This window comes from Halomonas sp. A40-4, from assembly GCF_015767635.1.
In the GTDB taxonomy this organism is placed as follows: domain Bacteria; phylum Pseudomonadota; class Gammaproteobacteria; order Pseudomonadales; family Halomonadaceae; genus Vreelandella; species Vreelandella janggokensis.
In genome coordinates this window covers 4,062,694-4,088,619 of record NZ_CP065230.1, presented here as the reverse complement: position 1 = coordinate 4,088,619, position 25,926 = coordinate 4,062,694, and the positions used below count along the sequence as shown (strand labels likewise).

The following is a 25,926-nucleotide window of genomic DNA, read 5'->3' as shown; positions in this document are numbered from 1 at the left end:
AAATTTCTACACACCAACAACATCTCATGAGCCAATTTTGGAGAAAGCGCCATGAGACTAATCAAGCTTAAAGATGTCACCAGCCTTACAGGTCTTGCACGCTCCACCATTTACAAATACATTTCCGAAGAAAGATTCCCAAAACCAGTATCCTTGGGAGAAAGAAATGTCGCCTGGGTAGAGGAAGAAATTCAGGACTGGATCCTAGAAAAAATAGCCGAAAGAGACCTTGCATAAACAGGGTAAAAAAACACGCTCGTCATTCCACCTAGCCGCAACATTCCCGCCGACTAAAAAAATACCGCTCCACCAGCCGACACAGCTTCCTAAGCAGGAAGCTGTGTCGGCATTATCATGTTATTTTTTCAACGGCATCCCCTCTCAGCGAAGGACACTACCTCCTCACTGCCAACCACTAGGTGTGTAAATCCACCAGGTTTTCATCAGGCATCAGGCCGCCATGACCATGGCCATGCGACGATCAAGCTCCTCGTAGAAGGCCTCAACCCGCTTGGCAATGGTGCGGATCATCGTCTCGTCCCGGTAGGCACGCTTCACGAACAGCGGCATGCCCGGCCAGTAGCTGACGAAGTCGATCCACTCCCGCTCGCTGACCCACAGCCCGCCTTGGCACTGAGCGACGTGCTCCTGGGGCAGCTCGTCGGCCAGCAATAGCTCGATCTGGTACTTGGGCAGCTTGGTCTTGATTTCGACCAGGCCATTGCTGTCGACCAGGCAGTCGGGCGAGTAGCCCACCCCGTGGTTGAGGATGATGCCGACCTGCTCCAGTTGGGGCAGGCCGGCGGCCTCGTGATAGAGCTCCCGGGCCACGGGTTCCAGCTCATGACCGCGCTGGGTGTGAGCGTTGCCCTGGAAGGCATCGGAGGGCTCGCCGGTGATGCGCTCGCCGATCAGCTGATGCATGTAGCTCATCGCACCGGTACCGAAGCCTCCCGGCCCCTTGCCCTTGACCAGCAGAGTCTTCAGCTCGGACATGGTGACGATGCCGAGACGGGCGGCATGCCACTCGGGCGTGCCCTGTTCCAGTGTCAGGATCTGCATGACGATCTCCTTCTCGATGACACGGCATAGGCCAGAGAGGGGAGGCCCCTCGCCGGCCGGTCAGTGATGTTGATGGTTGGGCTGCGCCCGCTTCTGCAGGGAGGCACGCAGCTTGTCGAAGTCGCTGCGCGGTACCTGCTCGGCCTCGGCGTACTTGCCGACGAACCATTCCTGAGTCGCCGGGGGACAGGCGGCGATCAGCTGCCGGATCTGTCCGGCCTGGAAGGGTGTGACCAGCTTGACCGGGGCGGCGGCGTGACCGTTGTCCTCCTGGCCGCGGGTAGTGATGTTAAGCAGGGCGCAAAGTATGTAGCGCTTGCCGTAGCTGGTGGAGGAGCCGAAGGCCTGCACGGCGTTCTTGCTGCCGCTGGTATCGGCCGGCAACAGCATGCTGGTTTCTTCACGATGACCGTCCTGGTGCATCAGCACGCCGGTCACCTGAATGCCGCGTTCCTGGGTCTGAATACGGAAGCTCACCGCGAAGCCGTGCTTCTTCATGATCGGCCGCACGGTATCGACGATGTCCTCGAGGGTGGCGTAGTGGCCGTTGTTAGTCTTGCCGCGTTCGGCGATGCTCGGCAGCTCAGTCTGCATGGCCGCCATGGCGGCGCTATAGGCCATCAGCGCCTGCCGGTCGAGCACCCGCTCCTGCATTTGCAGCAGGCGCTCCATCTTGTCGATGTCGACCTCGGGATTGAGGGCGGCCCGCTCGATCACCTGGATAATCGCGGTGCTGTCCTGGGTGGTTTGAGCGATCGGTGCCTGCTCGGCGGTCTTGGGATGAATGTGGGTTGCCATGATGGCCTCCGTTATCGATAGCGTTGGATGACTTCAGGGAGCTCCTCGGTCGGGACCGGCTCCAGGGACACGGCCACGCGATAGACCTGGCCCTTGGCCAGCACGTGGGTCTCGGTCGATTGCTCGCGAGCCTCCAGCAACTGACGCGTCAGCTGGGTCAGGGCATGGCAGATCTCGAATGTCATGAGCGGTTGCATCGGTACCTCCAAAAACAAAAACGCCCGGCCTTTGAGGGGCCGGGCGCTATGCCGTGGTAGGGAAAAGGCGAGGTAGGGAGAGCTTAGGACCCCGTTCAGGCCACCAGCGCAAGGGCGGACTCTAACGCTTTGTCCTTGAGGCCGGCGCCCTGGCCGAACCAGGCGCAGTCCATGCGATAGTCGTTGCTACGGGCGCGCTTCTCGTGATCCACGTACTCTGTGACCGCGTTGAGTAGCCCCCAGGCGGTGCCTTGCGCCGTGCACAGCCGAGAGCCCCGCCCTTCACCCTGATAGAGCTTCTGGGCGCGGTTGAGGGCGCGAACGTTGGGCAGCTTGGACGGATCCTCCAGCGGCGCCTCGGCGTTGCAGATCACCGACTGGAAGTAGGTCCTCGCCTCCTCCTGGCTAACCTTGCGCTCGGCCAGGGTCTTCAGGCGATACATGAAGTCGTCCCACTGGGACACGGAGATACCCAGCTGCTGCTTGACCAGCTGCGGCCGAAACTCAGTGCTGTGCGGCACCTTCACTCCTTGCGACATGCCGTCCACGGCGATGGACAGAGTGTTGTTGCAGACCACCCGCACCGAGGTCGGCATAGCGACGGTGGCCAGAGAGCCATCGCAGGACGTCGCCAACAGCAGGTAATCGTTGACCTGGTCCTGCCCCTTCAGGGCGGCACCCAGGCCGCTGCGGGCCAGTGCCCAGAACTTGCGACCGCCCTTGAGCACCCCGGCGGTCTCGAGCTCATAACCCGCGTATTCGGTCAGATCACGGTAGAACTCCAGCACCTCTTCCGGCTGCACCACCTTGTAACGCTGGGAGACGACCGACAGCGGATCCTTGGTATCGGAGCGGTAGAGCACCTTCTGCTCCGGGAAAGAGTGGATGCTTCCCAGGTGGCCCGCGCCATCGGCAATGAAACGCACCGGGGATTCATCAATGTGCCAGTCCATGCCAGCTTGCTGCCGCCAGACCTCTAGTGGTTGATGACGAGACAGTTGCTGTCCCAGCCCATGCCAGGGGGTGTCACCGACGTAAGCCATGTGTTCGATTTGATGTGCCATAGCTATAGCTCCTTGAGAGACGAACACGGCATAACGGCCCGCTCTCCAAAGAAAGCGGGCCAACCGTGAGCATGTTGAGAAAGAGATTCGAGGGGCCACCACCAAAGCAGTGATGGAGGCGCGAGAGCTTGTAATGAGGGATCAGTCGACGTGGGGGCGAAAGGTATGGCCGCAAGCGCGGCACTCGAGATTGTCGAGCATCTGGTTGTCCAGCTCGCTACCCAGACGAGCCCCGGCGACGCCACCCGCGGTGCCGCCGATCAGTCCACCAAAGACTGCTCCGGCGATGCTGCCGACGGCGATCCCTACCGGACCACCGACTGCGCCCACCAGGGCACCGGCCTCGGCGCCACTCCAGGCACCGGCTGCTCCACTAGCGGTACCGGCCACCGCCCCCGTGGAGCCTCCTACCTTTCGCCCATGATGGCGCGACACCACCCGCGACGCGCTACAGCTGGGACAAGACATGGACATGACACTACCTCCTCCATCGGGAAAGACATGAGAACGAAGCCGTCCGTTTGGGGCTTCAAGGAGGTAGTACAGGTTTAAGATTCGGTTGAATCGACAACGGGCAGAATCCTGGGCGACACACCCGCTGGATCATCGGGGTATACGTCAGCTACGGAAAAAAGCCGGGGTTTGCGGCCTCCGCCGGCTTCCTGAACATGTTTCAGAACATCCGCCCGATGGATTCCAGGATGACGAGTCGGGACGACGTAATGTTTTACATCGCTGTGAGATGAGGTGCAGCGAAACCGTGACGTCATCGCGTCGCGGTGTCTTGTACGGATCGAAAACGGAATTTCCCGGAAAAGTGAGTGACACCTCATTCGCCAGGAAACTGGGGCGATTGGCATATCCAGGGATAGGGTTTCCCTGGGATTTTGACATGCGTCACTGACGGGTAAGTATTATAGGGAGATTCACTAGGCACATAACAGGGTCTACAAGGATGGGTTACTTGGCCATGATGGGCTCACTTGTGAAAGCCCATCCAGGATCATGGAAGATCATCCAAGGAGTGGTCCCACACAGACCACTCCCTATAGAATCATCATCCAACATAACCTTCTAGGATTGACCTGACAGACATCTGGAAAACGCCTGACGTGAAGCTCAGATGATCGTCAGCATCATGTCCATGTCAACGCCTACAATTCCCTATCATCTCCCTGTCGACCGACAAGACCATCGCTGCGGAATCTTTCACCATTCCCACAGCGAGGTATCTCCTCATGTCTCAACATCAACCCCTTCGTCATCCACTCAACGACAAGCTGCGCCTGTACTATGAAGATACCTATCGTGGATTTGAGGTGCAGCAGGAAAAAGGTGACCCTTTAATTCTGGACTATCTCGAACGCTCCTACCAAACACTTGATACTGTGACACGAATCAACACCACCACCTTCGCCTTTCGTGTAGACCTTCGCTTTCCAGGTAAGATGCCGCGCCTGCTCATGCATGAGAACAACTGCGTGCTGGCACGGTTCTTCTACAATTTTCGCTACGAGCTAAAGCGGCGGAAGACCAAGTTCCCCACCCAGCTGCATTACCTATGGGCACGTGAACAGGTCAACAGCGACAAACCGCACTACCACCTGATGATCCTTCTCAACAAGAATGCCTACGATTGCCTTGGATCTTTCTCGCCAGATGGAGACGGGGCCTACTCGCGAAACAACCTCTACCACCGCATGATGCGCTCCTGGTTGAAGGCAATGGGCTTCGATCATGATGACCCACGTTTCCGTCAGCTGATCCATGTCTGCAAAGACCCAGTCACCAAAGAGCCCTGGTCCTGCGTCCTGCATCGGCATGACCGAATAGCCATGAATGAGGCGATGTACATGGCCAGCTATCTGTGCAAGGCCTACAGCAAGCCATTCGGCCAGAGGGCTCACGTCTTCGACGGCAGCCGCTTTCCAAAGCAGTCGTCTTTGATCACTGAGTGACATGGTATGGGTCCGTCTTGGGCGGACCCGTTCTGACTCTTCCAACAAGGTGCCTGATGATGTTTCCGACTTCGATGTTTCCTTCCCTCTCGATCCCTCACAACACGCGTGACAGCCAAGCAGGATCGTCATCCCACGATCCCTGGGGTGATCGTCGTCTCGCCCGGATGGAACGCAAGGAACCCACCCGTCGACTGCTACGTGACGTCATGGCCCTGCGCCGGATTCGTGGCATGAGCCAGACAGCGCTGGCGGCTGAGCTAGGGGTCAGCGTGCGGACCCTGCAGGAGTGGGAGCAGAGTCGACGTCTGCCCTCGGGGGTCGGCCATGCTCTGCTCAGACAGTGGGTAGAAACCAACCATAGCGATGGAGATTGAGACATTGCGATGGAATATAAGCCAGCATGCGCACCTCTGGATGCCCATATTCATGTTTTTTAAGTTTTAAAAGTCACAATGTCTAACCCAATACCAGCTTTCACGCTCTAAGTAGCCCATCGCTACTGCTGGCGAGAGGCATCGCATGAGGCACGCCAGCGCCCATAGGGGCCACGTTTCTCAAGAGGGACAAGCTGAATCCCGAACGTCGCAAGCAAACTCCTGCTCTGCTTGAACTTGGCCGCCAACCCTCGGGACGTGACAGGCCAGGCACCTGAAGGATCAGGCTCAGGGCGATACCCATCGAGCAGCACAAGCCAATCCTTGACCGTGGCCTCTATCCGTCCATCCTCCGACGCATCAATGAGACGTTTCACGGCCATCGCGACAGGATTCTCCTCCAGCTCATAATCGCGACGACTTTGCTGGTTGGCATCGAGTTGTTGCCAGAATTCGGCAGTATCCCGACCCAAAGCATCAGCCACCAGCACACCTATCCGGCATAGGTCTCGCAAACCGCCATAGCGGTCGAATTGACGATCATTTTCAACATGGCTCCAGAACTGGTTAACATGGCCAAATACTTGGAGGAGGCCATGAATGATGGTTCTCTCCGCCATGCTGCGATCCTTCACAGCATTTTGAGGGTTGCCCCCTCCTGCATCATCCAGCTCAATGCTCAAGGTAGCATCGGATAGCGGCGCATAGGTCACTATGCTCTCACTGCTATTCAGTAAGCACACGCAACGAACGGTGAGATCAACCCCAGAACGCTTCGCTTTGGTTCTCCACTCCACTGTTTTTCCCTGCGTGATCGAAAGCAGGCCTCTCTGCTGATTTTTTGACAGCGTATCCACTTGATGAAAACTCAACAGGTAATGGCACTGCGCCCGAATATCAAGCTGTTTTATCGTATTGGGAAACTCGCTTTCGAGAAGGGTGCTAGCCGGATCTATGATGGTCTTTAGCATCTTCTGTGAGTCAATCAACTCAGAATTCGCCTCACCTAACAACTCGAGCAATACGGGCGAGCTATCTGAGCGCCAAGCCATGACCATCCAGGCGATTATCAGCAGGTCACTATCTTTCGGTAGCAAAGTGACATCGAACAATATAGATATCGATTGAGGGCGAATATTCCCAACATTATCGGGCAAGTCAACCGCCCAGCTTTCGCGAGGCATGACATGGGGAATCCCAGCCAAAACCTCATAGCTCGATAAACCCGGCGAGAAAACCAAGCAGCTTTCTCCAAGTACCAGCGCGCGTCGCCCGGTGTTAAATTCGACGCCCGCACGGCCGTAAACCGGCAACACAGATTGAGGGGTAGCACCATCAACGAAGTTGTTGATAGCAGACTTAATAACACCGTAGGAGACATCCTGATGACTGCCAGAGGATGCTCGCCAATACGCTCCCTTCACACGATCAAGGATCACTGGATCCATATACGGCAAGGTTTCGCCCGTCGCCTTATTGGTCAGCAGAGGGCTTCTCGTCTCATTATGAGTGAGAAAAAACTGCCCCTGGAGCATGGAAATAACATCTTCTACTTGCTTATCGCGGCGAGATTGCTTGGGCGCTTGGTTTGTACCAGGAAAGGCAAAACGAGCAGCAGCAGGCTCATTGCTTAACACAGGTTCCGATGGGCTGTAGGGCCAAGGTGCATTGAGTACGCTCTGAGTTTCGGGGTCGTGAAAGAGCGACTTCACAGTGACCGGTGGCTCATCATCGTGTGATGCATTGGGAAACGAAAAAGAGGTTCCTGTATCGGGCATAGGTGAAGTCTCTGCGGCATCATCAAGCTCATCAGAAGCCACCTTCCTAGCTTGCTCACGCCAATGCTCACTCAGGCCAAACCTCTGCCGCCGGTGCTTGGTACTGGCTCCCTCGTGTCCCACTGGATGAGACTCGTGGTTATCCTGACTATGATCCGTCATTCCCTACCTCGTGCCTTTTCGCCATCGAATATCTCGCAAAGCCTATCACACGGACCTCTGGCACCCGCTCTTCCCGATCCCCCTCGTTAGCGGTGATACCTCAAGCTTCTCAAGCTAGGCGACTACAAGGCCAAGACAGTAGAGGCGACTTATCGTCTCGATCACCACCCTCTGTCCCACGAAATGGCGCACAGCGGCCCAGGGCCGCTTTTATGCCGTGAGATACGGAAATCATTAGGTAGCGACATAAAACGCCGCACAAGGCGGCATGGCGCAATAACGTCGCCATCTCTATCCACAGCCCACTAACCAGCGAGGCCAAGCATGAAATTTTCACCCAACAGACGTATCAACTCCATCATGGACGCCCTGCTGGCCGCCAACAGCTGTCAAGGTCTTCGCTGCATCGCATGTCGGAGTTCTTCAAGACTGTGAGTTTCAAAAGATGGCTGCACGGAATGTCAGAAGCTGGCAGCACCACATCGACAAGCCCCTGCATGACCTACCAGTCATGCAGGGCAGCGATCAACGGGCACGACACCTTCCCTTGATGCACATGGCATTCATCGACCAGCCGGGCTAAGGCGACCTCGACGCGGGTCAGATCAGCCAGCCGGGCGCGCACGTCGTCAAGCCGCTGTGACGCCAGTTCCGCCGCCTCGCTGCAATGAGCACCATCCTCCAGAGTCAGTAGCTGCCCGATCTCGTCCAGGCTGAATCCCAGCCGCTGCGCCGCTTTCACGAATTTCACGCGCGCCACGTCGGCGCTGCCATAGCGCCGGATGCCGCCAGGAGGGCGCTCCGGCGTCGGCAACAACCCCCTGTGCTGATAGAAGCGGATCGTCTCCACATTGACCCCGGCCGCTTGGGCAAAGGTGCCGATGGTCAGATTTTCCGGTGCCTCATTCATCGAGCTTGACTCCGTAGTTGACTACGGAAGTAACGTTAGCGTATCGGCCAAGAATTCAGAAGGACAACCTCATGACGGAATCCAAGAACGGTCGTGGTGCCCTGGCAGCCGGCGGCCTCGCTGCGATCCTGGCCTCAACCTGCTGTCTCGGGCCGCTCATGCTGGTCGCGCTGGGCTTCTCGGGCGCTTGGATCGGCAACCTGACGGCCCTGGAACCCTATCGCCCGCTCTTCGTGGGAGTGGCACTGGTGGCATTGTTTTTCGCCTGGCGCCGAATCTACCGGCCTGCCACCGCTTGTAAGCCAGGCGAAACCTGCGCGATGCCACAGGTTCGCACGACGTATAAAGCCATCTTCTGGATCGTCGCTGCCTTGGTGCTGATCGCGCTGCTGTTTCCTTATCTCCTGCCCCTGTTCTATTAAGAGGAGAACGCCATGAAACGACTCGCTGCCTGTATTGCGCTTTCCGCGACGCTCGCCACGTCAGCTTGGGCCGCCCCGCAGACCGTGACGTTGTCGGTGCCGGGCATGACCTGTGCCGCCTGCCCTCTCACCGTCAAGGCCGCCCTCAACAAGGTAGACGGCGTCTCGCAAGTCGATGTGAGCTACCCGGATCGTGAGGCGGTGGTCACCTTCGACGATTCACGAACGTCCGTCGAAGCATTGACCGACGCCACCACCAACGCCGGCTACCCCTCAACCCCGGCACCCTCGGAAGCGGATCGGGAGTGACCATGAAGAACCCCAAGACCCTGCTGCGCGCAAGCGTGATTGGCACCGTCCTGGTGGCGCTGTGCTGCTTCACGCCCATCCTGGTGATCCTGCTTGGCACCGTTGGCCTGGCGGCACTGACCGGCTACCTGGACGTGGTACTGCTTCCTGCCCTGGCCTTCTTCCTCGGCCTGACCCTCTATGCGCTATGGCGCAAGAAGCAATACGACGCCTGTGGTGACAACACCTCTAAAGATTCAAGGAATTCCCCTCATGAGTGATGACATGAACCTGCACATCGTCGTGATCGGCAGCGGCGGCGCGGCCATGGCAGCCGCGCTGAAGGCGGCCGAGCGCGGCGCCCGCATCACCCTGATCGAACGTGGCACCCTCGGTGGCACCTGCGTGAACGTCGGCTGCGTGCCCTCGAAGATCCTGATCCGCGCCGCGCATGTCGCCCATCTGCGCCGGGAGAGCCCCTTCGACGGCGGTATCAGCGCCTGGGCGCCGGTGGTAGATCGGGCCAGGCTGCTTCAACAACAGCAGTCACGGGTTGAGGAACTGCGCGATGCCAAGTATGAAGGCATACTCCGCGACCACCCGGCCATCACGGTGCTCAGCGGTGAGGCCCGGTTCGTCGATGCCCATACCCTGAAGGTCAAGCTGACTGCGGGCGGCGAGCAGACCGTTCGCTTCGATCGCGCCTTTATCGGCAGCGGCGCTCGACCAGCAGAACCGCCGTTGCCGGGGCTGGCCGAGACGCCGTACCTGACCTCCACCAGCGCGCTGGCACTGGACAGCATCCCCGAGCGGCTGATCGTGATCGGCGCGGGGTTTGTCGCCCTGGAGCTGGTCCAGGCCTTCGCTCGGCTGGGCAGCCGGGTCACGGTGCTGGCCCGCAGCCGCCTGCTCTCCCAGGAAGACCCGGCGGTGGGTGAGGCCGTGGAGGCAGTCTTCTACCGCGAGGGCATCGAGGTGCTCAACCAGACCCAGGCCAACCGCGTGGACTACACCAATGGCGAGTTCGTGCTGGACACCAACGCCGGGACCCTTCATGCGGACCAACTGCTGGTGGCCACCGGACGGACACCCAATACCGAGGCTCTGAACCTGGCGAGCATCGGCGTGGAAACCGTGCGCGGGGCGATACTGGTGGATGAGCACTTGCAAACCACGGTACCAAGCCTCTATGCCGCCGGTGACTGCACCAACCAGCCGGAATTCGTCTATGTCGCCGCCGCCGGGGGCAGTCGGGCCGCCGTCAACATGACGGGAGGCGATGCCAGGCTGGACCTTAGTGCCATGCCGGGCGTGATGTTTACCGACCCCCAGGTGGGCACCGTCGGCCTGACGGAGGCCGAGGCACTCGAGCAAGGTTTCAGCGTGGAGTCCCGCGTGCTTGACCTGGAGAACGTGCCGCGTGCGCTGGTCAATTTCGACACCGAAGGATTCATCAAGATAGTGGCCGAACGCGAAACGGGGCGGTTGCTCGGCGTGCAGGCCGTGGCAGGAGAAGCCGGTGAATTGATCCAGACGGCGGTGATAGCGCTACGCGCCCGCATGACGGTGCAGGACATCGGTGACGAACTGTTCCCTTACCTGACCATGGTGGAAGGCCTCAAGCTCTGTGCGCAGACCTTCACCAAGGATGTGACGCAATTGTCCTGCTGTGCGGGGTAATAATTTCAATATTGCATGAAATCATTGTTTCATCTAAAGTTGAATTATGAACCAATATGATGATGATCTCGTGGCAGCCAAGCTAGCAGCTCTTGCTCACCCCGTCCGCCTGGCGGCCATTCGTCAGCTAGCGGCGGCAGGGCCTGCCGGCCTGGCGGCAGGCAAGCTCGCCGAGCGGCTGGGTACGGCGCCGAATGCACTGACCTTCCACTTGCAGAAACTCGCGGTCGCAGGCCTGGTTGCGTCGCGCCGCGAGGGCCAGTTCGTCTATTACCGCGCGGAGTTCGACGCCTTGCTGGCAATGACGGACCACCTGGTCGGCGCTTGCTGTCGTGAGTCAGACGCCAGCTGTGGCCCCCGCTGCCCCACCTCCGGCAGCCGGTAAAGTGCCGCCGGTTTCTCAAAGATCACTCATCAACGTCATCAAGAGGAGCGCAAGATGATCCAAACCACTCGCGCCAAACCTTCTTGGCTCAGGTCTATCGGCATCGGCATCGCGGTGTCGGCGCTGACCGCCATCGTGATGGTGGCATTGCTGAAAGCCGGGGTATCGCCTTTTCCAAAGCCGCCCTCCCTGGCCTTCGCCGAGACTCTGCTGGGGCGGTCTCTGCCGTTGCCAGTCGGCCTGCTTTTCCATACGGCCTACGTGACTTTCTGGTCGGTGGTGTTCGTGCGTTATTTCCCACGCAAGACCTTGCTGACTGCGCTGGGCCTGGCCGCCGTGCTTTGGGCGGTGATCCTGGTGGTGTTCTTTCCCGTGGTGGGCTGGGGTATCGCGGGTCTGGCGATCAGTCCCAAGCTGATCATAGCGTCCGCCGTGCCGCACCTGCTGTTTGGCCTACTGCTTTGGGGATTGGACCGCTACCTTGTCAAGCCGTCTCAAGCCTGAGACCGGAGCTTCACCATGCCAACGATCGATACCGCGACCCTCCGTGACTGGCAGGCCCGTGGCCTAACTTTCCTCTTGGTGGATAACCTGCCGGCCGATAGCTTCGCCAAGGGGCACTTGCCGGGGGCCATCAACATCGTCTCCGACGACATCCTGGACGAAGCGCCCCGCCGGCTACCCGACAGGCAAGCGACCATCGTCGTGTACTGCGCTAGCGAGGATTGCAAGCGGGCCGGCCGTGCCGCCAAACGCCTGGCCCGCCTCGGCTACACCGAGGTCTACCACTATGTGGGTGGAAAAAGGGCCTGGAAGGCTGAAGGCTTGTTACTGGAATACTGAGAAGGATCTTTATCCCATGCGCGATTGGATGGAACGGCAGCAATCCTGGATCTATCTGATATTCATCCTGGCTGGCCTAGCCGTCGGGCTGAGCCAGCCGGACACGACATCCTGGCTGGAAGCCATTCTCTGGCCACTGCTCGGCGGGCTGCTCTACGCCACCTTCACCCAGGTGCCCCTGACGCGGATCGGCCAGGGCCTCAAGGATTGGCGCTTCCTGGCGGCCCTGCTGCTTGGCAACTTCGTTGTGATTCCCCTCGTTTTGGGCGGGATGATGACCTTCATCCCCCTGCCACCCGTCGTGCAGGCCGGCGTGCTGCTGGTGTTGCTCGTTCCCTGTACCGACTGGTGTATCAGCTTTACCCACCTCGGCAAGGGCGATGCCGGCCGGGCCATTGCCGCCACGCCAGTGCTATTGCTCGTGCAGTTGCTGGCCTTGCCCGTCTATCTCTGGCTCTTCCTGGGCGTGGAATGGTTTCAGACCGTACTCAGCAGCCACCTGCTCGGCGCGTTTGCGGGATTGATTATCACCCCCTTGGCCCTGGCCTGGGTGACCGAGCGTTTGGCCGAGCGTCACCTCAATGCCAGACGGTGGGTTCATGGCTTGGGCATGCTGCCCGTGCCACTGCTTGCGCTGGTGGTCTTCGTCATCGCGGCATCGCAGGTGACGACCGTGGCCGGCCTCAGCGGGGTGCTACTGCAGGTGCTGTTGATCTTCGTCGTCTACTTGATCTTCGCCGCTTTCCTGGGCAAGACCCTCGGTAGACTGTTTCAGCTGCCCACGCGCTCGGCCAGAACCTTGACGTTCAGCTTCGGCACCCGCAACTCCTTCGTGGTGCTGCCCATCGCCTTGACGCTGCCCGAGGCCTGGCAGGCCGCCGTGGTGGTTATCGTCTTCCAGTCGCTGGTTGAACTCTTCGGCATGGTGGTGTACCTGAGATGGATGGGTAAATTGATCCCGGAGCTCTCTCACACATAGCCCTTGCAGCTCTCTGACCCAATTTCCAGGAGTGAAAGGTGATCGAACGTGGTGTTCAGCTGCCTCAAGGCGCAACGACGAACCTTGCACCGTACTCCTAGGTAATCCCCATCCCGATCCTCGACGGAAGATAGGGGCGATGGACGGTGACTACTCAGGCACCGCTGGCAAGCCTTCAAAGGTCGGCAACCACGGCCTCCATGGGGTCGCTGTCGCGGATCAGCAGGCGCGCCTCTCCCTGGGCATTGAAGGCGAAGACAGCGCTGGAGTGCGACACATCATAGTTCCCTTCGCTGTCTTCTTCGCCATACCCGTAGGTCACCCGATAGCGGCGTGTCAGCTTATCGAGTGCCGCTTTATCCCCCGTGAGGCCGATGAACTGGGGGCCGAAGGCGTCGGTGTAGCTATCCAGTGTCTCGGCGTCATCGCGGCGAGGATCCACCGAGACGAAGAGCACCTGGATTTCATCACGCGCGGTTTCATCCATGCGTTGGGTGGCCGCGTCGAGACGCGAAAGGGTGGTCGGACAGACATCGGGGCAATGGGTGAAGCCGAAGAACAGCAGCGTCGTCTTGCCGAGGAACTGATCGGCGCTCACCGTATTCCCGTTCTCGTCGATGAGTTCGAACGCCAGGGAAGGCATCAGCCCCGAGATATCCTTGGTCTGCCAGTCTGGATCGCTGCAGCCCGCAAGCCATAGCGTCACGAATAGTGCCATGATGCATCGGCGCATCCTGCTCCCCCTACTGTGCTGTCGGCGCCACGGCGCGGAACGTGTCACGCTGTCGCTGATTGCCGGCGAAATGAAGATTCACCTCGACGTCGTCACCAACGACGAGGGGGCGAACCCGCTTCATGAGCATGAGATGGTAGCCACCCGGGGCGAATTCGACCTGCTCCCCCGCCGCCAGCTCCAGTTGGGCGACGGGCTCCATGCGGGTGACGCCATCCTGATTGACACTGCGGTGCATCATGACATTACCGAAAGCGGGGCTATCCGCTCCTGTCAGGGTGACGCCCTTCTCGCTGGTATTGGTGAGGGTGAAATAGCCTGCCGCGGGCAGGTCCCCGGGTAGGAGCCGCAGACGCGCCTCGCTGACCTCCAGTTCGGCAGCCGCCAGCGTGCCGGACGTCGCGATCAGCAGCAGGAAGGTCGAGCACCAGCCCTTCGCTAGTCGCGGCAGACTAGGGTGTGGCGTGAGAGACATCAGCGGCATCCTCCTTGCGGGCATCACGGAACAGAAAGCTGAGAATGATCAGAACCCCGATGGCACTCATCATCGTGGCCGGTACCCAAGTCAACAGGCCACCGAGGAGCTGGTCAGTCAGAGGGTCCAGCGGCCAGGCGCGCCCGCATACCTCATAGACATCGAAAATGACACTCCGGCTGAAGACGATATAGGCCCCCAGCACGATCTGCGGCGGAATCACCACCAGCAGGATGGCGATGCGCTTGCCGTAACCGAGGCCGCCCTGCTGCGGCGTGCGGCGATCCAGGATCAACCACCAGAACAGCAACCCATCCAGCGCCATGCTCCAGTTCATCACTTGATACAGGTCGGTACTCAGCATCGCATCGAAGTGGACCTCGGGAATCAACCAGAAATAGATCAGCCCGACGAACAGTACGGGAGCGATCAGTGGATGCTGAAGCGTCCGGTATACAGGGCGCAGCAGGCGCGCGACCGGCCTCCATCCTGAAAAGTGTCTGATTCGGGTCGGCAAGCCGTCCGTCAGTACCGGCAGGGGGGCGGCCAGGGCAATCAGGAAGGGACCGGCGTGATGCAATACCAGATGCTGAGCCCGATGGGTAAAGAACATGTACTGGGCGAGGTAGTCGTAATGGGTCTGAGTGACGCCATAGATGGTGGCGACACCCAGCAGGTAGGCAAGGACTCGACCTGCGCCGGTGGCCTCGCCTCGCCGTCGGCGCTGCCGGAGGCCACGCAGGTAGAGCACGATGGCCAGCAGGCAGGCCCCCGACCAGGCCAGCGAGAACTCCCACGGCAGCAGGTAGCCCAGAGCGACGTCGAGCTCGATAGCCCTTCCCTCCCCAGAATCGGCACGCCAATGGTGAGCTTAGGAGCCCGCCGCACCATGCGGCAAGGTGGGCCTATAAACGCAGGCAAAGCCAGAGCCCGCACCTCGGTGCCTGGTAGGCGAGGAAGGCCGAGCCCCAACGCACCGCCAGTGGCCATGCAGAGGGCGATAGACCTTGGATAAGCCACGACCGAGTCAGCTCACGAGACTGACAAGACTCGCCATGTCGTCGTCATGGCCTACGCAGCGCGATTTCTGCGTAGATACCCTTGTAGCCAGTGTCGTGCTTTCTATCCGGTTCCGGCGCCGGCTTGGGGTTCAGGGACACCATGCGACCGCTGGGGTCATCCAATAGGCCGCGAAGCTGTCCATCATCGAAGCTCAAGCCCTCGACACCGCGTTGGTTGAGGCGTGTGACGGTGTCTTCCAACGCGGACATGCTGTGCCCTTCTTCTTCCAGCGGCGGGAATGCCTGAACCAGCGGCTGCTCTTCCTCCCAGCCGATCTTGATGGGCTGGTTGACGATTTGAACCTGGGTGTTCGGTGGCACGCGGTCGAAAATCGACTCGATATCCCCAGGGAACATGCGAATACAGCCACGGCTGGCACGCATGCCGATACCATCCGGCTGGTTGGTGCCATGAATCAAGTAGCCGTCGAACCCCAGGATAATGGCATGATCCCCCAGTGGATTGTCTGGACCCGGAGGCACCACGCTGGGCGCCTTCTCACCGCGTGCCCTGGCTTCACGCTGGACTGACTCGGGTGGGTACCAGGCAGGGTTCTCGATATTCATGGTAGTTTCGGTGACACCGAGGGGGGTACCGAAGCCTTCACGACCGATGCCGATGGGATAGGTCTCAACGCGTGGCGTTTCACCATCGTCAACCTCCGGATAGTAGTAGAGGCGCAGCTCGGCGATGTTGATGACGATCCCGGTGCGCTCAGCATCGGGCAGGATGAAGCGCCCGGGTATGGTCACCTCGGTACCCTCGCCGGGAATCCAGAGACTCACATCCGGATTGGCGCGCACGATCTCCCTGTACCCCAGGTTGTGTCGCCTGGCGATATCGAGCAGGGTATCTCCTCGATCATCCACCGTTATGCGGTAGGTGTCGCCGATCACATTGCCTTCCTCAGGCAGCGGATAGTGGCCGCGGGGCCACTCGTTCTCCTCTTCGGCCTGAGCAACGCTAATGAGTGCCAGCCAACCGACCAGCACCCCCACCACTGAGCGTGCTCGGAGCTGCCACCATGGACCTTTCCTCGCTGTACCAGAGTGAGGTTCCGATAAAGCCATTATTCTCTCCCTTTTCGACTGGACTATTATCATCCAGACCGACGTGTGTTGAGTTTCCATCCAAGCAGCACCAGTAAGGCGGCCAACACCCAGGTCGGCCAGCTACCGGTACGTGTGAACGGTGTGTTCCCCACCATGGGCAGCGCCTCGCCGCGGAGGCTCGTCGCCAGGAACTGTGGTGCGCGGGCCGTGACACGGCCCTGAGTATCGACGATGGCGGTCACCCCGTTGCTGGTGGCGCGGATCAGATAGCGGCCGTTCTCCAGGGCGCGCAGGCGGGCCATCTGCAGATGCTGCAGGGGGCCGATGGAGCGTCCGAACCAGGTGTCGTTGGAGACCGTCAGCAGCAGCTCGGCGTCGCGCGCCTGCTCGGCCACCCGGTCGGCATAGATGATCTCGTAGCAGATGGCGTTACCGATGGTGGTTCCGGCGGCGCGCAGCGGTTCCTGATCGTCGGTGCCAGGCGTCATGGTGGGCATGGGCAGGTCGAAGAAGGCGATGGTGCCGGCGAGCAGGCTCTCCAGCGGCAAGTACTCGCCGAAGGGCACCAGGCGCGCCTTACGGTACTTTCCCTCGGCGTTACCCAGGCCGATCACGCCGTTGTAGTAGTCGCCGCCGTCGCGCTGCAGGATGCCGGTGAGCAGGGCGGTGTCGGGGGCGAGGTTGGACTGCACCCGCTCCAGTATTGGCCGGGCCTCCTCCTCGAGCATCGGCAGGGCCGCCTCGGGCCAGACAACCAGGTCGAGGTCGTTGGACTGTGCAAGGGTCAACGCCGTATAGATACTGGCCGCCTCGCGCTGCCCCTCGGGAGTCCACTTGATCGCCTGATCCAGGTTGCCCTGCAGCAGGGCAACCCGCAGCGGCTCGCCGGCCGGGAAGGTCCACTGGGTCGGCAAGGCCATCGGGGCTAGCCAGAGAACAGCGATGGGCGCCGCGGCCCACCAGCGTCGTCTCAGCAGTTCCACGCCCAGGGTGCCGGTCAGGGCGGTGATCAGCGACAGCAGATAGACCCCGCCCACCGGGGCCCAGGCCGCCAGCGGCGAGTCTACCTGGGACGTGCCCAGCAGCAGCCAGGGAAACCCGGTAAACAGCCAGGTGCGCAGCCACTCGCTGAGTACCCAGATGCCGGCGAAGCTGAGGAAGGCCAGGCGTGGGCCCGTGACGCGGCGATAGAGCCAGAAGGGGACGGCGAAGAACAGCGCCAGGCTGGCCACGAACAGGCCGGTGAGGAAGAGCGCCAGGGGCGCCCCCGTATAGCCGTAGTCGTGGATCGCGACGAAGACCCAAGAGGCACCGGAGCCGAACAGGCCCACACCATAGCACCAGCCACGGAGACCGGCCTGAGCAGGTGTCAGGACATGGATGCCGGAATAGACCAGTGCCACCGCCACCGGGCCCAGCCACCACAGCGCAAAGGGCGCGGCGCTGAGAGTGGTCAGTCCCCCGGCGGTCAGGGCCAGCAAACAACCGAGGGCCGGAGAGATCCGGCCGGCAAGCGTCATGTACCGGACTGGCAGGTTCTCTGCATCCATGCCGTTACTCAGACACTCTGGTGGAGGGACGCTCACGTAAGGCCGCAATCGCAAAGGCGATGACACCCAGGAACAGGGCGATATCCGCCAGGTTGAAGGCGGGCCAGTGCCACTCATGCCAGTAGAAGTCCAGGTAGTCTACGACATACCCTCGTACCAGGCGGTCGATGCCATTGCCCAGCGCGCCACCCAGCATCAAGCTGTACCCCAGCGCCTCCAGACGAGGTCTAGGCCTGCACAGCAGGATCGTCAGGACAATAGTCACCATCCCCGTCAGGCCCAAGAAGAGATAGCGCTGCCAGCCGCCTGCATCGGCGAGGAAGCTGAAGGCCGCTCCCGTGTTCCACCAGTGGCCCCAATTGAAGAACGGGGCTAGCGGGATGGTCTGGCCATACGGCATCAGCGCCTGCACCAGCCCCTTGATGGCCTGGTCGGCCAGGCCGACCATAACGGCCAATGCCAACCAGTACCAGCGGCGTGGCACTGTCGGTATCCGCTCTGTCCTCATGACGTGGCTTCCTGGTAGCGCGGGCTTGCCGAGCCAGTCGTGGCATTATTGCCTGGCGAGAAGCGATAGCCCAGCAGCCGCATGGCGTTCAGGGTCACCAGCACGGTGGCGCCGGTATCCGCCATCACCGCGATCCACATGCCGGTGATGCCCAGCGCCGTGGTCACCAGGAAAATGGCCTTCAGGCCCAGCGCCATGGCGACGTTCGTCTTGACGTTGCGCAGCGTGGCCCGGGACAGGGCGATCAGCTCGGCGATGCCGCCGACGCGGTTCTTGAGCAGCGCCGCATCCGCAGTTTCCAGTGCCACATCCGTGCCGCCGCCCATGGCGATGCCCACCTCTGCCGCGGCCAGCGCCGGCGCATCGTTGATACCGTCGCCCACCTTGCCGACTGGGCCTCGGCCGGCGGCCTGCCAGTCACGAACGCGCTGGGCCTTGTCCTCGGGCATCAGCTCGCCATGTGCCTCGATGCCCAGGCTGTCACCGATGGCCGCGGCGGTACGCGCATTGTCACCGCTGAGCATCACCGCCTGCACGCCTAGGCGCGACAGCGCCGTCAGCCCCTCCCGGGCATCGTCGCGAGGTTCATCGCGCACGGCGATCAGGCCCAGCGGGCGCTCGCCTTCGACCAGCACGGCGAGAGTCTTGCCGGCGTGTTCCAGCTCGGCGATCCGAGCGCTCAGATCGTGATCGAGGGCGGCCTGCTCTGCCAGGTGGCGGGGGGTGATCAGGCTCAACTCACGCCCCTCGACCCGACCGGAGACCCCTCGGCCCGACAGGGCGCGGCTCTCACTCGCCAGTGGAAGGGAAAGGCCCAACTGCTCAGCGTGGGCGAGGATGGCCGTGGCGATGGGGTGGCTGGAGTCACGTTCCATCCCAGCCGCCAGCCTCAGGATCTCTTGCGTGCCCTGGCCAGTGGCCCAGTCCTCCACGTCGGTGACCTTGGGGGTGCCGGCGGTGAGGGTGCCGGTCTTGTCCAGCGCCACCGTCCGCAGCTTACCCAGCTGTTCGAGCACCGCGCCGCCCTTGATCAGCAGGCCCCGCCGGGCGCCCGCCGAGAGGCCGGCAGCGATCGCCGCGGGGGTTGAGATCACCAGAGCACAGGGACAGGCGATCAACAGCAGGGCCAGGGCGCGATAGATCGATTCCGACCAGGCCATGGTCGAGACCAGCGGCGGCACCACCGCCATCAGCAGGGCGAGCCCCACCACCGCCGGCATGTAGTAGCGAGCGAAGCGGTCGATGAAACGTGCCACCGGCGCCTTGGCGGCCTGGGCCTCCTCCAACAGGCGGATGACCCGTGCGATGGTGTTGTCCTCGGCGCCGCGGGTTACCTCCACCTCCAGGGCGGCATCGAGGTTGACCGTGCCGGCAAAGACGTCGTCCCCCGGCGCCCGCGTACGGGGCACCGACTCCCCGTTGATCGGTGACTCATCCAGGTCGGATTCGCCGGTCAGAATACGTCCATCGCAGGGCACGCGGTCGCCCGGTCGCACCAGGACTCGCTGCCCAGGCGTGAGCGAGGCGGCCGAAACCTCACGGGTATCCCCATCCTCCATCAGCCTCGCCGTGGACGGCGTCAGGTCCGCCAGGGCCGAGATGCTGCGTCGCGCCCTCGACGCGGCCACCCCCTCCAGCAACTCGCCTACGGCGAACAGGAAGACCACCACCGCCGCTTCGGCGGCGGCATTGATGGCCAGGGCCCCCAAGGCGGCGATGCTCATCAGCATCTCGATGGTGAAGGGGTTGCGCATCTTCAGCGCACCCCAGGCGCCTTGTGCAATGGGCACCAACCCCACCAGGGTGGCCGCGACGAAGGGCCAGTTGCCTAGGCTAGGCCAGACCAGGCGGAGAACGAAGGCCAGAGCCAGCAGCCCCCCCGTGACGAGCACCAAGCGTCCCTTGGCGGTCTGCCACCAAGAGGCCGGAGCGGCATCCGCCTCATCTCCCTCATCATCGGTGGCAAGCTGGTAGCCGAGCTCGTTAAGGATCCGCTCGATCGCCTCATGAGAAGGCGTCGTATCCTGTTGAGGGTGAATCCTCACCGATCCGGTGACCGAACTGGCCGACACCTCCCCGATGCCCTCCAGGCGGCCCAGAGCGGCCTCTACCTTGCGCTCGCAGCCGCCGCAGTCCATGCCTTCCACCTGCAGTGTCAGCGTCGACGGGATGGTGCCTTGCGTTGGTTCGGTCATGGCGCTGCCTCTCCGAATGTCTTAATCTTGTCCGGAAGCATAATCCCTGTAGCAACTACAGGTTCAAGTCATGCGAGAGGAGCATCAGGATGCCGGAGATTAGCCCTACCATCGGTATCGGCGAGCTGGCACGGCGCGCCGGCTGCAAGCCTGAAACGGTGCGCTATTATGAGCGCATCGGGCTGGTGGGCGATGCATCGCGTACCGAGGGTGGGCAGAGGCGCTACGGCGAAGAAGCCGTCAGGCGGCTGACCTTCATTCGCCATGCCCGAGACTTCGGCTTCTCGGTGGATGCGGTGCGTGAGCTACTGGCGATGTCAGACCAGCCCGACATGCCCTGTCAGGAGGTCGATGCCGTTGCCAAGCATCACCTGGAGGAAGTGGAGTCGCGGCTGCAGCGGCTCTCGGCACTGCGTGACGAACTCAGGCGGATGGTGAGCCAGTGTGCCGGCGGCAAGGTCGAGAGCTGTCGCATCATCGAGGTGCTGAGTGATCACCAGTTGTGTATCAGTGAGGCAGCCCACAAAGGCGCTCACGATTTGGGATAACCTCCTGTGCGTCCCAGCGTGCCCTAGTTGAGACATTCAGGAACAGCATGATCACCAACTTCATAGAGAAGCCCAGGGTCGCCTTGTTCTGGTGACCGCTGCGTTGGGCCTGGGGAATGATCTCGTGGCTAATGACATACATCATCGCGCCGGCGGCGAGGCTGCCTAAAACCCCCAGCGTGACTGGCGAGACACCTTCCATAACCCCTGCCCGTGTGAAGTGAGTGCCGCTGAGGCTGTAGCGTCACGCGACGCTAGGTACATTGTGCCCACCGAGGCGTGTTTCACAGCAAGTCCACCTAAAGGCTTGTCAGTTCTCCAATGCGGCCAGATCGGAAGCAGCGGACGTTCCGATGGCTTTTTGCAGACGTGTCCGAGCCTCGAACAGTGCGCTGCGATACTCCTGGCGTGTGGGTGACTCACTCAGAATGAGGCGCTGCCCTTCCTCGAGGGGATCCACGGGGCGGTCATCCACCCTCACTTCGTAGTGCAGGTTGGGCCCCGTGGCGAGTCCGGAGGCCCCTACCTCACCCAGTTTGTCGCCGGCCTTGATAGAGTCCCCGACCGCCAGGCTGGCGGCGAATCGGTTGAGATGCGTATAGCGACTGATGGTGTCCGTATCATGTTCTACCTCGACAACACGTCCATAACCTCCCCGGCGACCGATGAAGGAGACGCGCCCCGGCGCCGTCGCCATGACCGGGGTGCCGCGAGGCGCGGCAAGATCGATACCGTCATGACGTCGGACCCCGCCGTACACGGGATGGCGCCGGTTGCCGAAGGGGGATGTCAGGCGTGCGCCGAAAATCGGGAACTGCAAGGTGTCTTGGAGGCTACCGTCCTTAAAGAGCATCACGCTGGCTCTCTGGTCCGCCGGCCATACCATCTCCAGCCGCTCCGCCTGGTCAGCCAACCCCATATAGGTCAGACGGGGAGGCCCGACTCGAGTGCCATCCTCACGGCGATCTTCTTCCCACAGTAACTGCAGACGCTCGCCACCCGAGATATCCCGGCGTGTGTCCATGAGTCCGCCCAGCAGCATGTCAAGCTCTGCTGCGAAACGCCTGGGTATCTCCTCAGCCTCCAAGGCGGCATAGAGTGACGTCTTGACATCTACTTCACGACCCAGGGTCAGGGTGTCGAGGCGAGGCTGGACAATGCGCGTCGACGGACGCTCACCCAGCGTGACCACGTACTGAATACCCGAGTCACGCTCGATGGCCACCGACACCGGCTGTCCCGTCGCCAGAGAGGTGAAAGTGATACGATCTCCGGGCCGCAATCGTCTTGGGTCGAACCTGTTCGCCAGCGAGGTCGCCGCTTGGGCGCGCAGCTCGGCATCCACACCAAGCTGCTGCAGCAGTGCGTCCAGGGTATCCCCTGGTGCCACGGTGAGCTCTTGGGCGACGCGACCCACCTTCGCGATAGCTTGTGCCCTGGCCGGTGCCGGCTTGGCCAGTGATAATCCGGCACGCTCTTGCCAACGGGCTTCGGCCAACACGGGGCTAAGGACCATCAGTCCCACTAGCAACCAGCGTCGTGTCATGATGCATCCTCTTCGCCGGAGACCTCGGCTACCTCACGGTTAACGGCGTCGACCAGCTCCTGCATGCCGAAGGGGTCCAACAGCTCGCCATTGACGAAGAAGGTCGGCGTCTTGCTGATCTGGTTGGCCTCGACGTCAGCCTTGTCCTGGTCGAAGACCGCCTGTACCTCTGGTGAATTGAGCTGCTCTTCGGCTACGGTTCTGTCCAGTCCGGCCTCGCTGGCGATCTCCATGATCGCTTCCTCATCGACACTGCCATGAGCCGCCCACTGGCTCTGCCGAGCCAGCAACGCCTCCAGCACCGGCTGGAAGACGTCCTGGCGCCTGGCGACTTCCAGCACGCGAATGGCGGTATCGGACAGGTCTCCGTGGAAGGGCGTGTAGCGCACCACCAACCGCACCTGGTCGGGATACTCTTCCTGGATGCGCTTGGTCAGCGGATAGAAGGCACGGCAGGCCTCACAGGCCGGGTCGAAGAACTCCACGATGGTCACCGGCGCTTCTTCCGGCCCCAGAACAGGCGAGTGTGAGCGCACCAGAGAGTTTTCGGCCTGAGCGCCATCCTGGCTGGCCGCCTCGGCGCCCATGCCCAACAACGAGGGTCTCGCTACGATCACGATGAGGGCGGTCAGCATCAACGCGCCAACCAGGATAAACGTCGCTTTTTTGTACATTGACTTCTCCAATTCAAGTGGTTAAACGGAAAGCAAGACCAGAGGACTGCTGAGTGGATCTCAACCGCTGTTGGGTGCCTAAGTCGGCGAATAGTGGCGTGTTATCCATGCCCATAAAGATTGGCTCCCTGATGCGCATGATCAATATGCTCGAATTCCAAGCTGGAGTGGCCAATGTCAAAGCGCGCTTTCAGTTGCGCCTTGATATCCGCCTTGATCGCCTCGAGCTGCTGCCAGCCTGCTTCCGTCGTCACCACGTGGCAATCAAGTGCGGCGGTATTCTCCTGCATTTGCCATAGGTGAACATGATGCACATCCTCAACCCCTTCGACGCTGCGCAGGAGATCAATGACTGATTGACCATCGACATCGGGAGGCGAGCCCAGCATCAGTGTCCGGATAGGGGTACCTATTTCCGTAAAGGCAAGATAGAGAATATAGAGTGCAATACCGATCGTGATCGCGGGGTCTACCCAGCGCATATCGTATAGCAGAATCAGCGAGCCCCCAATGATCACAGCGATGGACGCAAAGGCATCAGACAGGTTGTGCAGGAAGAGAGCCCGAATGTTGACACTATGTTTTTGCATCGACCAGGTGAGCAAGGCCGTTAGCGCATCGACAAGAAGAGCGACAATCCCGATGATGACGACTATCCAGCCTTGAATCTCTGGCGGGTCGATCATGCGCATCACGCCTTCATAAATTAGATAAAACCCAACAAGAATGAGAGTAGTGTAGTTGATCAGCGCTGCGACAATCTCGATTCGTCCATAGCCAAACGTCATCTGAGAGTCAGGTGGTCGCCTCGCGATCTTGCGGGCAGCAAAGGCAATGACAAGGGCAGCCATGTCGGAAAAATTATGCAGCGCATCCGCGATCAGCGCGAGGCTTCCCGCCAGGATACCCCCCACTATCTGAGCAACGGTCAATATCCCGTTGGCCCAGATGGCGATGCTCACCCGACGGTCACCAGAGGTGGGGTCAAGGTGGGGATGATCGTGATGATGTCCCATGCGTCATCCTTGTGGTGTCACCTGGAGACCCGGCAGTATAAAACCTATAGCAACTCAAGCTTCAAGCCCGAATTCTAATGAAGACCGAGCCAAGGCTAAGCGTATGGAACTTTGCATAGTGGGCGCTGTACCAGACATGGTTACCATCTCCCATGCCCCGGAAGGAGCCCATTGTGATACCTAAGCCTCACCCGCACACCTGGCTGATGAGCCTAGCTTTACTCTTGATGCTGGCGACGCCAGCCCTCGCCGAACCACGGCTGCCAGACTTCACAGAGTTGGTCGACAAGGCCGCGCCAGCCGTCGTCAACATCTCCACCTCACGGGAGATCGAGAGGTCCATGACATCCTCTCGGCAGTTTGGGGGGCAGGAGGTGCCGGAGATCTTTCGAGAGTTCTTCGGCGACCGCATCCCGATGCCACCCGGCGGTGCGCCCAATCGCAATGAGGAGCCACGTCAGTCACTGGGATCGGGCTTCATCTTCGATGAAGACGGCTACATCATGACCAACGCCCACGTGGTCAAGGACGCCGATAAGATCCTGGTGCGCCTGAATGGCCGGCGTGAGCTCGAGGCTGAGCTGGTCGGTGCTGATGAAAAAACCGACGTGGCGGTCCTCAAAGTCGAGGCGGACAATCTGCCGACCCTGGAGCTCGGTGAGTCCACCGATCTCAAGGTCGGCCAGTGGGTCGCCGCCATCGGCTCCCCCTTCGGCTTCGATCACTCGGTGACGTCCGGGATCATCAGCGCCATCAACCGCACCCTGCCTCAGGACGTCTATGTCCCCTTCATCCAGACCGACGTGGCGATTAATCCGGGTAACTCCGGAGGACCGCTCTTCAACCTGGATGGTGAAGTCGTGGGCATCAACTCCCAGATCTTGACCCGCAGCGGTGGCTACATGGGCCTCTCCTTCGCCATCCCCATCGATGTAGCACTGGATGTCGCCAACCAGCTGCGCGAAGAGGGTTACGTGAGCCGCGGCTGGCTGGGGGTCAGCATCCAGCCGGTGTCCAAGGACCTGGCGGAGTCCTTCGGCATGGAACAGGCCGAGGGTGCCTTGATCGCCGAGCTTGAGCCCGGCAGCCCTGGGGCGGAAGGCGGCCTCAAGGCCGGTGATGTCATCCTTGAGGTGAACGGCCAGGAAGTGGACCACTCCACCACGCTGCCGCGCCTGGTCGGTCAGACGAGTCCGGGGGAAGAGGTCGAGCTCAGGGTGCTGCGCGATGGTCAGCAGGAGACCATCACGGTGGAAGTTGGCGAGTGGCCGGATGCCGGTGCCGGTCAATCCGATGGCGACCCGGTTCGACTGGGCATCGCGGTTCAGCCGTTGAACGACATGGAGAAGCGTCGGCTTGGCATCGATCACGGGGTGCGCATCGTCAAGGTGGCCCCCGCCGGACATGCCGCTGCCGCCGGCATTCGCCCCGGCGATGTGCTGGTCAGACTGGGCCAGCAGCCGGTAGAGAGTCCGGAACAGCTGAAGGAGATGCTGACCCGCCTGCCAGATGATCAAGCGGTGCCTGTTCTGCTCAACCGCGAAGGCCGCACCTACTTCGTGGCCCTGCGAGTGGGCAATGGTGACTAACCGCGACTGAGTAGCGTTCAATACATCAGCACAGCGGCGCCCTGGCGAACAGGATCGCTGGGGCGTTTCTTCAGA

At 61.1% G+C, this 25,926-nt stretch carries 30 protein-coding genes; 13 read left to right on the top strand and 17 right to left on the bottom strand.

The annotated features are described in order from the left end of the window. Positions 1-51 precede the first annotated feature (51 nt). The gene (locus IT895_RS18990) at positions 52-237 is read left to right on the top strand and encodes a helix-turn-helix transcriptional regulator (RefSeq protein WP_035414227.1); all 186 of its coding nucleotides are present in this window, start codon (positions 52-54) and stop codon (positions 235-237) included. Between the two features lie 213 nt (positions 238-450). Here IT895_RS18990 and IT895_RS18985 read toward each other — a convergent pair whose 3' ends face one another. The 5 genes from IT895_RS18985 to IT895_RS19475 form a co-directional block, all read right to left on the bottom strand. Further along, complete coding sequence (locus IT895_RS18985; RefSeq protein ID WP_035414226.1) at positions 451-1,062, bottom strand: lambda exonuclease family protein; 612 nt, start codon at positions 1,060-1,062, stop codon at positions 451-453. A 60-nt stretch (positions 1,063-1,122) separates the two neighbouring features. Then, positions 1,123-1,860, bottom strand: a complete 738-nt coding sequence (locus IT895_RS18980; protein WP_199284355.1) for an ERF family protein — start codon at positions 1,858-1,860, stop codon at positions 1,123-1,125. An 11-nt stretch (positions 1,861-1,871) separates the two neighbouring features. Then, positions 1,872-2,057 (bottom strand): hypothetical protein, encoded by a 186-nt coding sequence (locus IT895_RS18975; protein WP_035414223.1) that lies wholly within the window; start codon positions 2,055-2,057, stop codon positions 1,872-1,874. Positions 2,058-2,152: 95 nt separating this feature from the next. Beyond that, the gene (locus IT895_RS18970; RefSeq protein WP_199284354.1) at positions 2,153-3,121 is read right to left on the bottom strand and encodes a DUF932 domain-containing protein; all 969 of its coding nucleotides are present in this window, start codon (positions 3,119-3,121) and stop codon (positions 2,153-2,155) included. 141 nt (positions 3,122-3,262) lie between these two features. Further along, positions 3,263-3,595, bottom strand: a complete 333-nt coding sequence (locus IT895_RS19475; RefSeq protein WP_084075875.1) for a hypothetical protein — start codon at positions 3,593-3,595, stop codon at positions 3,263-3,265. Between the two features lie 764 nt (positions 3,596-4,359). Here IT895_RS19475 and IT895_RS18960 point away from each other — a divergent pair. Beyond that, the gene (locus tag IT895_RS18960; RefSeq protein WP_199284353.1) at positions 4,360-5,079 is read left to right on the top strand and encodes a YagK/YfjJ domain-containing protein; all 720 of its coding nucleotides are present in this window, start codon (positions 4,360-4,362) and stop codon (positions 5,077-5,079) included. Positions 5,080-5,135: 56 nt separating this feature from the next. Continuing rightward, positions 5,136-5,456, top strand: coding sequence for a helix-turn-helix domain-containing protein (locus IT895_RS18955; RefSeq protein ID WP_233337313.1), 321 nt, complete (start codon positions 5,136-5,138; stop codon positions 5,454-5,456). A 122-nt stretch (positions 5,457-5,578) separates the two neighbouring features. Here the strand turns inward: IT895_RS18955 and IT895_RS18950 are convergent, their stop codons facing one another. Further along, the gene (locus IT895_RS18950; protein WP_199284352.1) at positions 5,579-7,276 is read right to left on the bottom strand and encodes a hypothetical protein; all 1,698 of its coding nucleotides are present in this window, start codon (positions 7,274-7,276) and stop codon (positions 5,579-5,581) included. A gap of 622 nt (positions 7,277-7,898) precedes the next feature. After that, complete coding sequence (merR, locus tag IT895_RS18945) at positions 7,899-8,306, bottom strand: Hg(II)-responsive transcriptional regulator (RefSeq protein ID WP_035414217.1); 408 nt, start codon at positions 8,304-8,306, stop codon at positions 7,899-7,901. A 71-nt stretch (positions 8,307-8,377) separates the two neighbouring features. Here merR and merT point away from each other — a divergent pair, with 71 nt between their 5' ends. The 8 genes from merT to IT895_RS18905 are packed head-to-tail and all read left to right on the top strand — an operon-like array spanning position 8,378 to position 12,903. Continuing rightward, entirely contained in the window at positions 8,378-8,728 is a 351-nt protein-coding gene (gene merT / locus IT895_RS18940; RefSeq protein ID WP_035414216.1) for a mercuric ion transporter MerT, read from the top strand. A gap of 12 nt (positions 8,729-8,740) precedes the next feature. Next, positions 8,741-9,037: a mercury resistance system periplasmic binding protein MerP gene (gene merP / locus IT895_RS18935; RefSeq protein WP_035414214.1), complete on the top strand. Its 297-nt coding sequence runs from the start codon at positions 8,741-8,743 to the stop codon at positions 9,035-9,037. Between the two features lie 2 nt (positions 9,038-9,039). After that, positions 9,040-9,297 (top strand): mercury resistance system transport protein MerF, encoded by a 258-nt coding sequence (gene merF / locus IT895_RS18930; RefSeq protein ID WP_035414213.1) that lies wholly within the window; start codon positions 9,040-9,042, stop codon positions 9,295-9,297. Next, a complete protein-coding gene (gene merA, locus IT895_RS18925) occupies positions 9,290-10,696 on the top strand; it encodes a mercury(II) reductase (RefSeq protein ID WP_136255741.1) in 1,407 nt (468 codons plus the stop codon). The genes merF and merA overlap by 8 nt, the downstream gene beginning before the upstream one ends. 46 nt (positions 10,697-10,742) lie before the next feature. Beyond that, entirely contained in the window at positions 10,743-11,081 is a 339-nt protein-coding gene (locus IT895_RS18920) for an ArsR/SmtB family transcription factor (RefSeq protein ID WP_035414210.1), read from the top strand. Positions 11,082-11,135: 54 nt separating this feature from the next. After that, the gene (locus tag IT895_RS18915) at positions 11,136-11,585 is read left to right on the top strand and encodes a hypothetical protein (protein ID WP_035414209.1); all 450 of its coding nucleotides are present in this window, start codon (positions 11,136-11,138) and stop codon (positions 11,583-11,585) included. 15 nt (positions 11,586-11,600) lie between these two features. After that, positions 11,601-11,924 (top strand): rhodanese-like domain-containing protein, encoded by a 324-nt coding sequence (locus tag IT895_RS18910; RefSeq protein ID WP_199284351.1) that lies wholly within the window; start codon positions 11,601-11,603, stop codon positions 11,922-11,924. Between the two features lie 16 nt (positions 11,925-11,940). Continuing rightward, positions 11,941-12,903, top strand: a complete 963-nt coding sequence (locus tag IT895_RS18905) for an arsenic resistance protein (protein WP_136255744.1) — start codon at positions 11,941-11,943, stop codon at positions 12,901-12,903. A gap of 175 nt (positions 12,904-13,078) precedes the next feature. Here IT895_RS18905 and IT895_RS18900 read toward each other — a convergent pair whose 3' ends face one another. The 7 genes from IT895_RS18900 to IT895_RS18870 form a co-directional block, all read right to left on the bottom strand. Further along, the gene (locus IT895_RS18900; protein WP_233337312.1) at positions 13,079-13,621 is read right to left on the bottom strand and encodes an SCO family protein; all 543 of its coding nucleotides are present in this window, start codon (positions 13,619-13,621) and stop codon (positions 13,079-13,081) included. A gap of 25 nt (positions 13,622-13,646) precedes the next feature. Beyond that, a complete protein-coding gene (locus IT895_RS18895; RefSeq protein WP_199284349.1) occupies positions 13,647-14,111 on the bottom strand; it encodes a copper chaperone PCu(A)C in 465 nt (154 codons plus the stop codon). Continuing rightward, complete coding sequence (locus IT895_RS18890) at positions 14,089-14,862, bottom strand: cytochrome c oxidase assembly protein (protein WP_023007122.1); 774 nt, start codon at positions 14,860-14,862, stop codon at positions 14,089-14,091. Before IT895_RS18890 ends, IT895_RS18895 begins: the two co-directional genes overlap by 23 nt. A 313-nt stretch (positions 14,863-15,175) precedes the next feature. Continuing rightward, positions 15,176-16,243, bottom strand: coding sequence for a L,D-transpeptidase family protein (locus tag IT895_RS18885; protein ID WP_052046738.1), 1,068 nt, complete (start codon positions 16,241-16,243; stop codon positions 15,176-15,178). 29 nt (positions 16,244-16,272) lie between these two features. Beyond that, on the bottom strand, positions 16,273-17,775 hold the full coding sequence (gene lnt, locus IT895_RS18880; protein WP_233337311.1) for an apolipoprotein N-acyltransferase: 1,503 nt from the start codon (positions 17,773-17,775) through the stop codon (positions 16,273-16,275). A 4-nt stretch (positions 17,776-17,779) separates the two neighbouring features. Next, positions 17,780-18,283 (bottom strand): signal peptidase II, encoded by a 504-nt coding sequence (gene lspA / locus IT895_RS18875; RefSeq protein ID WP_035414197.1) that lies wholly within the window; start codon positions 18,281-18,283, stop codon positions 17,780-17,782. Next, the gene (locus tag IT895_RS18870; protein ID WP_199284348.1) at positions 18,280-20,478 is read right to left on the bottom strand and encodes a heavy metal translocating P-type ATPase; all 2,199 of its coding nucleotides are present in this window, start codon (positions 20,476-20,478) and stop codon (positions 18,280-18,282) included. Before IT895_RS18870 ends, lspA begins: the two co-directional genes overlap by 4 nt. 89 nt (positions 20,479-20,567) lie before the next feature. On the opposite strand from IT895_RS18870, the gene IT895_RS18865 reads away from it, so the two are divergent. Next, positions 20,568-21,026: a MerR family transcriptional regulator gene (locus IT895_RS18865; RefSeq protein WP_035414193.1), complete on the top strand. Its 459-nt coding sequence runs from the start codon at positions 20,568-20,570 to the stop codon at positions 21,024-21,026. Positions 21,027-21,336: 310 nt separating this feature from the next. Here the strand turns inward: IT895_RS18865 and IT895_RS18860 are convergent, their stop codons facing one another. The 3 genes from IT895_RS18860 to IT895_RS18850 form a co-directional block, all read right to left on the bottom strand. Then, positions 21,337-22,572, bottom strand: coding sequence for a M23 family metallopeptidase (locus tag IT895_RS18860; RefSeq protein ID WP_136254659.1), 1,236 nt, complete (start codon positions 22,570-22,572; stop codon positions 21,337-21,339). Next, positions 22,569-23,246 carry a DsbA family protein gene (locus IT895_RS18855; RefSeq protein WP_199284347.1) on the bottom strand — a complete coding sequence of 226 codons (678 nt, stop codon included), beginning with the start codon at positions 23,244-23,246 and terminating at the stop codon, positions 22,569-22,571. The genes IT895_RS18860 and IT895_RS18855 overlap by 4 nt, the downstream gene beginning before the upstream one ends. Positions 23,247-23,347: 101 nt before the next feature. Next, positions 23,348-24,262 carry a cation diffusion facilitator family transporter gene (locus IT895_RS18850; protein ID WP_133483788.1) on the bottom strand — a complete coding sequence of 305 codons (915 nt, stop codon included), beginning with the start codon at positions 24,260-24,262 and terminating at the stop codon, positions 23,348-23,350. 206 nt (positions 24,263-24,468) lie between these two features. Here IT895_RS18850 and IT895_RS18845 point away from each other — a divergent pair, with 206 nt between their 5' ends. Further along, the gene (locus IT895_RS18845; RefSeq protein WP_199285527.1) at positions 24,469-25,851 is read left to right on the top strand and encodes a DegQ family serine endoprotease; all 1,383 of its coding nucleotides are present in this window, start codon (positions 24,469-24,471) and stop codon (positions 25,849-25,851) included. Positions 25,852-25,926 lie beyond the last annotated feature (75 nt).

Bases quoted from the DNA above. Each gene is read 5' to 3' on its own strand.
- IT895_RS18855 (WP_199284347.1), bottom strand. From the start codon at position 23,246: ATGTACAAAAAAGCGACGTTTATCCTGGTTGGCGCGTTGATGCTGACC.
- IT895_RS18845 (WP_199285527.1), top strand. From the start codon at position 24,469: ATGAGCCTAGCTTTACTCTTGATGCTGGCGACGCCAGCCCTCGCCGAA.
- IT895_RS18980 (WP_199284355.1), bottom strand. From the start codon at position 1,860: ATGGCAACCCACATTCATCCCAAGACCGCCGAGCAGGCACCGATCGCT.
- merR (WP_035414217.1), bottom strand. From the start codon at position 8,306: ATGAATGAGGCACCGGAAAATCTGACCATCGGCACCTTTGCCCAAGCG.
- IT895_RS18885 (WP_052046738.1), bottom strand. From the start codon at position 16,243: ATGGCTTTATCGGAACCTCACTCTGGTACAGCGAGGAAAGGTCCATGG.
- IT895_RS19475 (WP_084075875.1), bottom strand. From the start codon at position 3,595: ATGTCCATGTCTTGTCCCAGCTGTAGCGCGTCGCGGGTGGTGTCGCGC.
- IT895_RS18960 (WP_199284353.1), top strand. From the start codon at position 4,360: ATGTCTCAACATCAACCCCTTCGTCATCCACTCAACGACAAGCTGCGC.
- IT895_RS18900 (WP_233337312.1), bottom strand. From the start codon at position 13,621: ATGGCACTATTCGTGACGCTATGGCTTGCGGGCTGCAGCGATCCAGAC.
- lnt (WP_233337311.1), bottom strand. From the start codon at position 17,775: ATGGATGCAGAGAACCTGCCAGTCCGGTACATGACGCTTGCCGGCCGG.
- IT895_RS18970 (WP_199284354.1), bottom strand. From the start codon at position 3,121: ATGGCACATCAAATCGAACACATGGCTTACGTCGGTGACACCCCCTGG.
- IT895_RS18955 (WP_233337313.1), top strand. From the start codon at position 5,136: ATGATGTTTCCGACTTCGATGTTTCCTTCCCTCTCGATCCCTCACAAC.
- merA (WP_136255741.1), top strand. From the start codon at position 9,290: ATGAGTGATGACATGAACCTGCACATCGTCGTGATCGGCAGCGGCGGC.
- merT (WP_035414216.1), top strand. From the start codon at position 8,378: ATGACGGAATCCAAGAACGGTCGTGGTGCCCTGGCAGCCGGCGGCCTC.
- IT895_RS18915 (WP_035414209.1), top strand. From the start codon at position 11,136: ATGATCCAAACCACTCGCGCCAAACCTTCTTGGCTCAGGTCTATCGGC.
- IT895_RS18895 (WP_199284349.1), bottom strand. From the start codon at position 14,111: ATGTCTCTCACGCCACACCCTAGTCTGCCGCGACTAGCGAAGGGCTGG.
- IT895_RS18920 (WP_035414210.1), top strand. From the start codon at position 10,743: ATGAACCAATATGATGATGATCTCGTGGCAGCCAAGCTAGCAGCTCTT.
- IT895_RS18905 (WP_136255744.1), top strand. From the start codon at position 11,941: ATGCGCGATTGGATGGAACGGCAGCAATCCTGGATCTATCTGATATTC.
- merF (WP_035414213.1), top strand. From the start codon at position 9,040: ATGAAGAACCCCAAGACCCTGCTGCGCGCAAGCGTGATTGGCACCGTC.
- IT895_RS18975 (WP_035414223.1), bottom strand. From the start codon at position 2,057: ATGCAACCGCTCATGACATTCGAGATCTGCCATGCCCTGACCCAGCTG.
- IT895_RS18990 (WP_035414227.1), top strand. From the start codon at position 52: ATGAGACTAATCAAGCTTAAAGATGTCACCAGCCTTACAGGTCTTGCA.
- lspA (WP_035414197.1), bottom strand. From the start codon at position 18,283: ATGAGGACAGAGCGGATACCGACAGTGCCACGCCGCTGGTACTGGTTG.
- IT895_RS18870 (WP_199284348.1), bottom strand. From the start codon at position 20,478: ATGACCGAACCAACGCAAGGCACCATCCCGTCGACGCTGACACTGCAG.
- IT895_RS18910 (WP_199284351.1), top strand. From the start codon at position 11,601: ATGCCAACGATCGATACCGCGACCCTCCGTGACTGGCAGGCCCGTGGC.
- IT895_RS18865 (WP_035414193.1), top strand. From the start codon at position 20,568: ATGCCGGAGATTAGCCCTACCATCGGTATCGGCGAGCTGGCACGGCGC.
- IT895_RS18850 (WP_133483788.1), bottom strand. From the start codon at position 24,262: ATGGGACATCATCACGATCATCCCCACCTTGACCCCACCTCTGGTGAC.
- IT895_RS18860 (WP_136254659.1), bottom strand. From the start codon at position 22,572: ATGACACGACGCTGGTTGCTAGTGGGACTGATGGTCCTTAGCCCCGTG.
- merP (WP_035414214.1), top strand. From the start codon at position 8,741: ATGAAACGACTCGCTGCCTGTATTGCGCTTTCCGCGACGCTCGCCACG.
- IT895_RS18985 (WP_035414226.1), bottom strand. From the start codon at position 1,062: ATGCAGATCCTGACACTGGAACAGGGCACGCCCGAGTGGCATGCCGCC.